We start from the raw sequence: 10045 nt of genomic DNA, 5'->3' as shown, positions 1-10045 counted from the left end.
CCGGCGGGGGGGCCCCCGCCCCCCCCCGGGGGGGGGGGTGCGCGTCGAGGGGGCGGGGCGACGGCGTCCAGGCGCCGCTCCACGGTGGCGTCCACCCGAGAGGTCTCGGTGGTGACGATGCACCCGCCAGGGGTGAGGTGGGCGTCGGCCACCACCGACCAGCCCTTGTCGCCGACCTCGGTGCCCAGCTGCTCGGTGATGAAGCCGTGCTCCTCCGGGTGGACCTGTATGGTCAGGCCGCGCTCCTGCGCCGGTAGCTCGCGCAGCGCCTGGCGCACTGCCGCCAGGGCGTGCTCCGGGTCGGTACGCAGCTCCTCCAGGGCCAGCCGCCGGGCCACGGAGAAGACCAGGTGCAGCAGCTCATCCTCGGCGTCCCGATCGAGCTGCTCCAGCGGCCGGCCCAGGGTATCGAGCAGGGCCCGCAGCCGGCGCACCAGCACCGCCCCGGCCCGCCGACCGTCGCTCTGCCCGGCCTGCAGGCCCTCGGGGTAGCCGGCGTGGAAGCCTTCGTGACGACCGGCCTCGTAGCCCTCCTGGTGGCCCTGGCGGCGAGCCGTGGCCCGGATCTCCTCGATCTCCTCGACCGTCGGCAGCGAGCGCCGTGCCTCGTCCTCCAGGCGCAGGCGCTCGGCCACTGCCTGGCGGCGGCGCTCGCGACGGCGGCGGCGCTTCTCGCGCTCGATGCGCCGGGCTTGCTCCTGCTCGGCCTGGCGCTGACGGTCGATCTCGGGCTGGTCGAAGTCGGGCGTCTCCCACGCCTCGGCCGTCTCGGCGAACTCTCCAGGGATGATCCGCAGGCGTCGATCGCCACTGTCCATCCGCGCCCTCCCGGCTGCGACACGCCCCGGGGCTCAGCGGCACCGGGGGGTGGGGTTCAGACGTACTGGTCGGAGCTACTGACCAGGTTGATGGTGCCCTCGTCGGCCATGCGCTTGGCAACGGCGAGGACCTCCTTCTGTGCGGCCTCGACGTCGGACAGACGCGCCGGCCCCATGGCCTCCAGGTCCTCCTGGAGCATCTCGCCGGCACGGCGCGAGAGGTTGTTCATGAACTTGGCCTGCAGGTCCTCGCTGGCGCCCTTCAGGGCCAGGGTCAGCGAGCCGGTGTCGATCTCGCGCAGGACCTGTTGCATGGAGCGGTCGTCCATCTGCTTGAGGTCCTCGAAGACGAACATCAGCTCCTGGATGCGGTCGGCGAGCTCCTCGTCGAGCTCCTTGACGTTGTCCAGAATGGCGGTCTCGGTCTGGCCGTCCATGTTGTTGAGGATGTTGGCCGCCGACTGCAGGCCGCCGATGGTCGAGGACTTCAGGCGCTGCTGACCGGAGAACTGCTTCTCCATGATCTCGTCGAGCTCCTGCAGTGCGCGGGGCTGGATGCCCTCGAGGGTGGCCACGCGCATGACGATGTCGTGGCGAACGCGCTCGGGCATCTCGGCGAGCACCAACCCCGCCTGATCCGCCTCCAGGTAGGAGAGCACGATGGCGATGATCTGCGGGTGCTCGAGGCGGATCATCTCGGCGATGGTCCGCGGATCCAGCCACTTGAGCTGATCCAGCCCGCGGGTGGTGCCGCCCATGACGATGCGGTCGATGATCGAGCCGGCCTTCTCCTCGCCCAGGGCCTTGACCAGGGTGCTGCGGATGAAGTCCGTGGAGCCGATCCCCAGCGAGGTCTGCTCGGCGGCGGTCTGGATGAACTCGTCGAGGACCTCGTCGACCTGCTCGCGGCTGACGTTGCCGATCTGCGTCATGCCCAGGCCGAGCTTCTGTACCTCGCGCGGGCCGAGGTAGCGCATGATCTCGGCGGCAGCGTCCTCGCCGAGGGTGAGCATGAGGACCGCGGCGCGGTCGGTACCCTTCATCATCGCCATCAGCCCTTGCGCTTGTCGTCTTCATCGAGCCAGGCCTTGACGGCGTTGGCCGCCAGCTCCGGTTCGTTCTCGACGAGCTCGAGCACGGCCTGGAGCTTGGCCTCGTAGGGGCGCTCGCGCATGTCGCTGAGCTGCTCGCCGCTAATCCCCGCCAGGCGCATGGCGGCTTCGCTCTCCTGCCCTCCGCCGGGACTCTCCAGGCTCTCGCCGGCCGGGCGCTCCAGCCCCTCGGTCTCGGCCCCGCCGCGCTCCTCGTCCATTTCGTCCTCGCCCCCGAGCATGCGGTTGACGATCGGGCGGATGGCGACGATGTAGATCAACAATCCGATGGCAGCAAAGACCGCCAGCCGGATCAAGTCGCGCACCCACTCCTGCTCCCAGACCTCCTCGGGCGGATCCGGCGGCTCGACGATCTCGGCGAAGGGCACGGTGGCCACGCTCACGGCATCGCCGCGATCGGCGTCGAAGCCCACCGCGTCCTGGACGAGATTCTCCAGGGTCTGGATCTCGTCGTCGGAGAGGGCCTCGCGAACCACCTCGCCGTCCTCGTTCTCGACGTAGCGGTGATCGACCAGAACCCCGACGGTCAGCCGATCGATCACGCCAATGGCCGGCTGCACCTCGCTCAGCGTCCGGCCCACCTCCCAGTTGCGGGTCTCGTCGGAGCTGAACGGCGTGCCGCCCCCGCCCTCGGGCTCCTCCCCGTCGAGGGTCCCCGGGCCGGGCGGCTGATTGGTCAGCGCACCGGGGATGCCGATGGGCCACTGCCCGCCCCCGCCGCTGCGCTCACTCATCTGCTCGCTGCGGATGGCGCTGCGCTCCGGGTCGAAGAGCTCTTCGATCTGGCGGCGCTCGTCGAAGTTGAGCCGGGCGCTGACCTGGGCGCGGACGCGGTCCGGGCCGATGATCGGCTCGACCATGTCCTCGACGCGGCGCTGGATGCGTTCCTCGAGCCGGCGGGTAAGCTCGAACTGCTGCGCCGAACGGGTCGCCTCGGTGGGCTCATCCTCGGCGGTGAGCAGACGGCCGCGGTGGTCGACCACGCTGACATTGCCGTGCTCGAGATCGGAGACGGCGCTGGCCACCAGGTGGATGATCCCCTCCACCTGGCGGTCGGGCAGCTGCCTGTCTTGGTCCAGCTCGAGGACCACCGACGCCTTGGCATCGCGGCGGTCGCGTACGAAGACCGACTCCTCGGGGTCGTCCAGGTGGACGCGGGCGCTGACCACGCCGCGCAGGGTCTCGATGGAGCGCGCCAGCTCCGTCTCCAGCGCGCGGTCGAAGCGGGCGTGCTCCATGAACTCGCTGACGCCGAACCCGGGGTCTTCCTCGAGCATCTCGTAGCCGAACCCGGTCCCGCGCGGCAGCCCCTCGGAGGCGAGGAAGATGCGCGCCCGGTGGACGGCGCCTTCCGCAACCTTGATATCCCCGGTGCGCTCGTCGAACTCGACGCGCACGCCCTGCTCCTCGAGGGCGTTGATGACCTCGGCGGCGTCGTCCGAGGAGAGATCGGCGTAGAGCGTACGCAGCTCGGCGGGCTCCTGCGCCCAGAAGAAGATCGCCACGCCCAGCCCGGCCACCGCCAGCAGCCCGGCGCCGAGACCGAGCTTGCGCAGCGGGTTGTCGCCGAGGACACGGGTCAGCTGCTCACGCCAGTCCTCAGGCACGAACCGGCCCACGCCGGCAAAGCCACCCGCCTCGGCTCCGGCACCGCCCTGGCCGCCGCTGTCCAGCGGCGACGGCGGCGAGGAGCCGCTCGATTCGGTCATGGCCTGGCTATCCGCCATGGCGACCCCTCACGCGTTACACCTGCATGTTGGCGATTTCCTGGTAGGCCTCCAGGAGCTGGTTGCGGACCTCCTTCATGGCCTCGAAGGAGACATCGGCCTTCTGCACAGACATCATGACGTCGGTGAGCTGAACGTCCTCGCCATTCATGAACGCGTCGGTCATCCCCTTGGCGTCCACCTGCTGGTCATTGACCTGCTCCACCGCCTGGCGCAGGAGGTCCGAGAACTCCTCCACCGGCGGCGCGTCCTGCTCCGGCTGCTGCACCGGCTGCCCGCCGATGGCGCGCATCTCCGCGAGGGCCTGCTCGATACGAAAATCCGACATGGCGCGACCTCAGTTGCCGTAGGCGTAGAGCATCCCGGAGCGCTCCGGGATCTCGACACCCTCCTGGCGCATGCGCGCCAGCTTGTACCGCAGGGTGCGGCTGCTGATCCCCAGCCGCGCCGCGGCCTCCTTGCGGTTGCCGCCGACCCGATCGAGCGTCTCGAGGATACGGCGGTACTCGCGGCTCTTGAGATCCTCCTCGAGGGTCGCTGCGGCGTCCTGGCCGGCAGCGGCCTCCGGCCGCACCGCCGGACCGGGGGTGCCCTCCGCCGCGGCGACCCCGGCGACCGGAGCGCTCGCGCCCGCCGACTCCCCGGTGCTCGGAGCGTCGGCGCCAGCGCTGACGGTGACGGGCTCGAAACGGATCGCCTCGGCATCGATGGCGCTGCCCTCGGCGAGGATCAGCGCGCGCTGGACGACGTTCTCGAGCTCGCGGACATTGCCCGGCCACGGGTGCTGGATGAGCAGCCGTTCCGCCTCGGGGGTAAAGTCTGCGCCGCAGCCGCCGCCAAGCTGGGCGTACTTCTGGGCGAAGGAGCGAGCGAGCGGGATGATGTCGGCGGCGCGCTCGCGCAGGGGCGGCAGATGGATCGGGAAGACGTGCAGACGATAGAAGAGGTCCTCGCGGAAGCGCCCGTTGCGCACCGCCTCGCGCAGATCGCGGTTGCTGCTGGCGAGCACGCGGACGTCGAGCGGGATCGGCGTCTGCCCGCAGAGGCGCTCGATCTCCTTCTCCTGCAGGGCCCGGAGCAGCTTGGCCTGGAGCCCCGGCTCGATCTCCGAGACCTCGTCGAGCAGCAGCGTGCCGCCCTGCGCCTGCTCGAACTTGCCGGCGTGGGCCCGGTTGGCCCCGGTGAAAGCGCCCTTCTCGAAGCCGAAGAGCAGGGCCTCGAGCATGTTCTCGGGGATCGCCGCGCAGTTGACGGCGATGAAGGGGCCATCGGCACGGGGCGAGCGCTCGTGGATGTAGCGGGCGAAGATCTCCTTGCCGGTCCCGGACTCGCCGGTCAGCAGGACGGTGACGTCCTTGCCGGCGACCCGCTGGGCAAGCGCCATCAGCTGACGGCTGCTGCGATCCTCGGCCACCAGCTCGGGACCGGCGTCGGTGACCCGGGCCACGGCGGCAGCCAGCTCGCCGGCCGGGGCCTCCTCGGCGACGTAGTCCGCCGCCCCGTCGCGCATGGCGGCGACGGCGCCGCTGACCTCGGCGCGGGCGGAGATGACGATCACCGGCGGAGCCATGGGGTGCCGGGTAAGCACCCGCCAGTTGTCCCCGTCACCGGCGTCCTCGAAGCAGACGACGGCAGCGATCCCGCCCTGCTCCAGGAGTTCGTGGGCGGAGCCGGTGTCTTCCGCCTCGGCGGTCACGAACCCGGCGTCGTCCAGGCGGCGCCGCTGCTCGCTGCGGCGGCCCGGCTCGCGGGCCACCACGAGCACGCGTTGCTGACCCATATGGATTGTCCCCCTCAGCGCAAATCCGCGCCGCGGTGGTACCCCGCGGCGGCCCCTTTTGAAGCAAGGGGCGTGCCAGGGGTGGGGTGGTGCGCTAAACGCCGGATTCCACGCGGCCGGCGAGGCGCTGCCACCGCCGCGGGCGGAACCGGCAGTCAAAGTTCTGTCGACCGGCAAGACCGGCAACCGCTTGCCGCTTGACGGTCGGTACTTGCCGACCGGCGGCCCAAGCGTGCCGGCTCAGGCGGGGCGCTCGACGTCGAGCCGGCGCAGCTTCTCGACCAGCGTGGTACGGCGCAACCCGAGCAGCCGGGCAGCCCGACCGACGACCCCATTCGTGGCCTCCAGGGCCTGGCGGATCAGCTCCTGCTCCACCTCGGTCAGGTGGCCCTTGAGATCGATGCCCTCGGACCAGTCCACCGCCGGCAGCGGCACCCCGGCCTGTCCGTTGACGGGCTCCGGCGCGCCCGCCGGCGCGCCGCCATCCTCCAGCTCCTCGCGGGCCGCCTCCCGGATCTTCCGGGGCAGGTCTTCGACCCCCACCTCGCCGTAGGGGCAAAGGATGGCCAGACGCTCGACCACGTTGGCCAGCTCACGCACGTTGCCCGGCCAGTGGTAGGCCGACAGGCAGGACATGGCCGCCGGGCTGACCCGCACCGAACCCCGCCCCTCGTCCTCGATACGCCGGATGATCTCCTCGACGAGCACCGGGATATCCCCGGGGCGCTCGCGCAGGGCCGGGATCTCGATGGGGAAGACGTTGAGCCGGTAGAACAGATCCTCGCGGAAGCTGCCGTCCCGGATCCCCGTGTCGAGGTTGCGGTGGGTGGCGGCGATGACCCGAACGTCGGCGTGGATGGGCTTGTTGGAGCCGACCCGCTCGAACGTCCGCTCCTGGAGCACGCGCAGCAGCTTGACCTGCATGTGCATGCTCATGTCCCCGATCTCGTCGAGGAAGACCGTGCCGCCCTGGGCCATCTCGAAACGGCCCTGCCGGGCGCTGATGGCGCCGGTAAACGCACCCTTCTCGTGCCCGAAGAGCTCGCTCTCGAGCAGGTCGGCGGGGATGGCCCCGCAGTTGATCGGCACAAAGGGTCTGGCCCGACGGGAGGAGCGCGCGTGGATGTTGCGCGCCACCACCTCCTTGCCGGTGCCCGACTCACCGAGGATCAGCACGCTGGCGTCGGTGTCGGCCACCTGCTCGATGAGGCTGGTAACCCGCTGCACACCGCGGCTCTCGCCGGCCAGCCGCGGCGCCCGCCCGGCGGCACCGTGCTCGCGGTGGCGGACGTTGTGGCTCAGGGCCTGACGCAGGGCGGCGGTGAGCTGGCCCTGACGCAGCGGCAGATCGAGCACCCCGAGGACACCGTGCTGCGGATCACCGCCACGGCGCCGCGCATCGGCATCCGGCGCAATGAGAAAGACGGGCAGCTCGGGCCGGCTATCGACGAGCCGCTGCAGGCAGGCGCGCTCCTGTCCGTCGATGCCCACCAGCGCCGCGGCCAGCCCAGGGTGGCGGGTAGCGGCGCCGCCGGCATCGCCGGCCTCGGCGGGGATGGGTTCGTGTTCAAGGAATTGCAGCACCGTCTCGACACCCGACCGGCGCTCCGCGTCGCTGTCGACCACCAGGACCTGAACCAACGCTCCCCTCCGATGACGGATCGCCTGTCTGCGAGGGGGCGAGTTTACGCCGGGTTAACTAGGCCGTCAAAAAAACGACACAGCCGCCGGCAAGGTGTTTCCTAGCCGGAACAGCGCGAGTAGGCGTCGTGGACCTCGCGGTGGTGCTGCTCGTCGCGCGAGGCGGCGCCGAGGCGATCGCGCTCGGCCTCCATCAGCGCCCGGACCGCGCGGTCGCACTCGAGCGATTGGGCCAGCGCGCGGCGAGCCAGGTCAGCGCCGGGGTGGTCCGGGTCTTCGGGCAACCCGCGGGCATGCGCCTCGCGCAGTCCATTGCGCTCCATGACCCCGTCCCAGTCCCCGGCCTCTGCGCAACGGCGCATCTGCCGGGACAGCTCCAGCAGGCGTCGGGCCGAGGCGGCCACCGCCGCCCGCCCGTCGCCGCCCTTGGCGCTGCCGCCGCCCACGCGCCCCCCTACTGGCCGCGGGCGGCGGCCGCCTCGGCAGCGTCGCGGGTACGCACCTCCGGCGGGATAGCGTCCCAGGCGCTCTTGATCTCGCGCATCAACGAGGCGACCTCATCAAGGTGCTGGACCTCGTTCTGGGCGTTCGCCTCCACCAGGCGGCGCTGCATGTAGGTGTAGAGCTCCTCGAGGTTGCCGGCGATCTCGGCACCGCGCTCGTGGTCGAGCCCGGAACGCAGGCCGTCCAGGATGGAGATGGACTTGCTGATCAGCTCGCCCTTGAGGGCGATCTCCTGGCGCTCCATGGCGCCGCGGGCCTGGGCGACTCGGTCGAGGAACCCGTCCATGAGCAACTGCACCAACCGGTAAGGGTCGGCGTAGGCCGTGCTGGAGTAGGTCCCGACTTGTTGGTATTGGTTTATGCCGCGATGCATGCTCATATCCCGTTCCTACTCTTGGGGGTAGTTGGTTCGCGCTCTATCCTTTTAGCGGCTGCTACCCATGATCCTTGAGGGCGGAACCTCCGTTCCGGAAGCTTCTGACCGCTTAATCCCGACTGTTCATGGCCGCCAGGCGCTGCTCGAGGAACTCCGAGGTCTGATTGAGTTCAGCGACCCGCGAGTCCATCCGCGAGAACTGGCTGCGCAGCTGCTCCTCGCGCCGCTCCATGCGCCGGTCGAGGCGCTCGCGATCGTCGGCGATACCGTCGAGGCGGCGCTCGACCCCCTCGGTGCGCATGTCGATCACGCTGTCGCGGCCGAGGGCGTTGTCGAGCACCCCCTCCAACCGCGACATCACCCCGCTTTCCGGGTCAGTCATCATGCGCGTGACCAGCTCCGAGTGCTTGCCAACCATCTGTTGCAGGCGCTCGCCATCGAGTTCCAGGGTGCCGTCCCGGTTGGTGCGCACACCGAGATCCCCCAACGATGAAATCGGCGCCCCGTCCAGGGCCTCCACTGGCTCGTTGAGGGACCGGCTCAGCTGCGAGAGGAGGTTGCGCAGGGTATGGTCCCCCTGCAGCGGGCCGGCCTTCTCGGTCTCGGGGTCGTAGTCCGAGAGCTGGTTGAGCTGCGCCCGGACCTGATTGAACGAGTCGACCAGACGCTGGATATTCTCTTCGGCCAGCCCGGTCTGCTGTTCGATGGAGATGCGGCTGCGCCCCTCGTCCTGGAGGCTGATGGTGGCGCCCTCGATGGCCCCCTCGATGCGGTTCTCAGGGCGGGTGACGCGCATGCCGTCGATGGTGACTACGGCGTCGCTGGCCGGGCGGATCTCCTGAAAGGCGCCGGCGGGCTCGCCGGTCTGGGGATCGGCGACGTTGTACTGCAGGGCGGAGAGATCGCCCTCGTCCGCTTCCGGATCCTGCTCGGCGCGGATCTGGGTAATGGCATTGGTCTGACCGGTCTGCTCGGTAGCCAGGGCCAGCCGCGGCCCGGCGCCATCATCGACCACCGAGGCGCGCACGCCCTCGGCCTGGGCATTGATGGCGTCGCGGATGCCGAGCAGGGTGGCCGACTCCTCGTCGATGGTGACCGCCTGCTCGTTGCCCTGGCCGTCGGTGATCATCAGCCGGCCGGTGCCGACCGGATCGGCGCTGTCCTCGAACACGCCGCTGGCCGTGGCGATGCGCTGGGTCCGCGCCAGCTGCTCCACCTCCACGTCGTACTGGCCCGGGCGCGCCTCCTCGCTGGCCGAGACCCCGGCCACACTGGTGTTGCTCGATTCCGCATCGATGCCGGAGTAAGCGCCGGGATCGCCCAGCCCCTGGACGGCCTCCTGGAGTTCGCCGATGACCCCTCGCATCTGCCCCAGGGCCTCGAGCTTCTCCTGCAGTTCTTCCTCGCGCCGGCCCAGGCGCTGCTCCGTGGGTGCCCGCTCGGCCTGGACCAGGTCTTGGACCATCTTGTTAGTGTCGATGCCGGAGCCGACGTCCATCTGGCTCGGCATGTTCGGCATCTGATCCAGCGGTGAGACCATATCGGGTCACCTCTCGAGGTATCGCTAGCGGGCCTGCCCGGTGGACCCTTCCGGCGGCGGATGCGTTCCGGCCACGCTCAGGCCTCCCCGTTGAAGAGCAGCCCCTGAACCTCGCGCATGCGCGCAGCGATGGCCAGCATCTCTTCCGGGGGGATCTGACGGACCACGTCGTCGGTGCCGCGGACGTAGACAGTGACCACCGTCTTGCCGGTGTTGTCGTCGACCCGGAACTCCAGGTCCCGGCCGACGCGCTGCATGAATTGCTCCATGCGCTCCACCGCCCGGGCAAGCGCCTGGGGATCCTCCGCCTTGAAGTGATCCAGCGGCTCGAGCTCGGACAACGGCACGCGGGAGCGCTCTTCCGTCTCGGCGGCGGGGACCGGTGCTGCCGTGTCCTGCTCGGGGGCAAGGCGCCCCCCGTCCCCCTGCTCGGTTGGCCGCGACCAGTTGATGCTGCTGGTCACGGAACTCACCTTGTGCATTTCACTCATACAGCCTCCCGACCGGCCCTGCTACCAGGCCCCTGGGCCGGGTTCCGGAAGGCTCC

At 70.2% G+C, this 10045-nt stretch carries 10 protein-coding genes; all 10 read right to left on the bottom strand.

Going from position 1 to position 10045, the window contains the following annotated elements:
* Positions 1-818, bottom strand: an 818-nt coding sequence (locus tag LRF89_RS08510) for a flagellar assembly protein FliH (RefSeq protein ID WP_238636906.1), incomplete at its 3' end; no start/stop codon positions are given.
* A gap of 56 nt (positions 819-874) precedes the next feature.
* Entirely contained in the window at positions 875-1864 is a 990-nt protein-coding gene (gene fliG, locus LRF89_RS08505) for a flagellar motor switch protein FliG (protein WP_201168699.1), read from the bottom strand.
* Between the two features lie 5 nt (positions 1865-1869).
* Positions 1870-3657: a flagellar basal-body MS-ring/collar protein FliF gene (fliF, locus tag LRF89_RS08500; protein WP_201168518.1), complete on the bottom strand. Its 1788-nt coding sequence runs from the start codon at positions 3655-3657 to the stop codon at positions 1870-1872.
* Between the two features lie 16 nt (positions 3658-3673).
* Positions 3674-3985 (bottom strand): flagellar hook-basal body complex protein FliE, encoded by a 312-nt coding sequence (gene fliE / locus LRF89_RS08495; RefSeq protein ID WP_238633541.1) that lies wholly within the window; start codon positions 3983-3985, stop codon positions 3674-3676.
* A 9-nt stretch (positions 3986-3994) separates the two neighbouring features.
* A complete protein-coding gene (locus LRF89_RS08490) occupies positions 3995-5437 on the bottom strand; it encodes a sigma-54 dependent transcriptional regulator (RefSeq protein WP_201168524.1) in 1443 nt (480 codons plus the stop codon).
* A 240-nt stretch (positions 5438-5677) separates the two neighbouring features.
* The gene (locus LRF89_RS08485) at positions 5678-7078 is read right to left on the bottom strand and encodes a sigma-54 dependent transcriptional regulator (RefSeq protein ID WP_201243144.1); all 1401 of its coding nucleotides are present in this window, start codon (positions 7076-7078) and stop codon (positions 5678-5680) included.
* 101 nt (positions 7079-7179) lie between these two features.
* On the bottom strand, positions 7180-7524 hold the full coding sequence (locus LRF89_RS08480; protein ID WP_238636905.1) for a flagellar protein FliT: 345 nt from the start codon (positions 7522-7524) through the stop codon (positions 7180-7182).
* Between the two features lie 8 nt (positions 7525-7532).
* A complete protein-coding gene (gene fliS / locus LRF89_RS08475) occupies positions 7533-7955 on the bottom strand; it encodes a flagellar export chaperone FliS (RefSeq protein ID WP_201168702.1) in 423 nt (140 codons plus the stop codon).
* A gap of 112 nt (positions 7956-8067) precedes the next feature.
* Complete coding sequence (fliD, locus tag LRF89_RS08470) at positions 8068-9498, bottom strand: flagellar filament capping protein FliD (protein ID WP_238636904.1); 1431 nt, start codon at positions 9496-9498, stop codon at positions 8068-8070.
* 77 nt (positions 9499-9575) lie between these two features.
* Complete coding sequence (locus LRF89_RS08465) at positions 9576-9989, bottom strand: flagellar protein FlaG (protein ID WP_201168534.1); 414 nt, start codon at positions 9987-9989, stop codon at positions 9576-9578.
* Positions 9990-10045: the final 56 nt, after the last annotated feature.

Source organism: Halorhodospira sp. 9621 (assembly GCF_022228055.1).
GTDB classification, from domain to species: Bacteria; Pseudomonadota; Gammaproteobacteria; order Nitrococcales; family Halorhodospiraceae; genus Halorhodospira; species Halorhodospira halophila_A.
Note: the sequence above shows the minus strand (reverse complement) of the source record. Positions and strands in the feature narration are given on the sequence as shown.

Coding starts and splice junctions, on each gene's coding strand:
- fliG (WP_201168699.1), bottom strand. CDS start 1,864: ATGATGAAGGGTACCGACCGCGCCGCGGTCCTCATGCTCACCCTCGGC.
- fliF (WP_201168518.1), bottom strand. CDS start 3,657: ATGGCGGATAGCCAGGCCATGACCGAATCGAGCGGCTCCTCGCCGCCG.
- fliE (WP_238633541.1), bottom strand. CDS start 3,985: ATGTCGGATTTTCGTATCGAGCAGGCCCTCGCGGAGATGCGCGCCATC.
- LRF89_RS08490 (WP_201168524.1), bottom strand. CDS start 5,437: ATGGGTCAGCAACGCGTGCTCGTGGTGGCCCGCGAGCCGGGCCGCCGC.
- fliS (WP_201168702.1), bottom strand. CDS start 7,955: ATGCATCGCGGCATAAACCAATACCAACAAGTCGGGACCTACTCCAGC.
- fliD (WP_238636904.1), bottom strand. CDS start 9,498: ATGGTCTCACCGCTGGATCAGATGCCGAACATGCCGAGCCAGATGGAC.
- LRF89_RS08465 (WP_201168534.1), bottom strand. CDS start 9,989: ATGAGTGAAATGCACAAGGTGAGTTCCGTGACCAGCAGCATCAACTGG.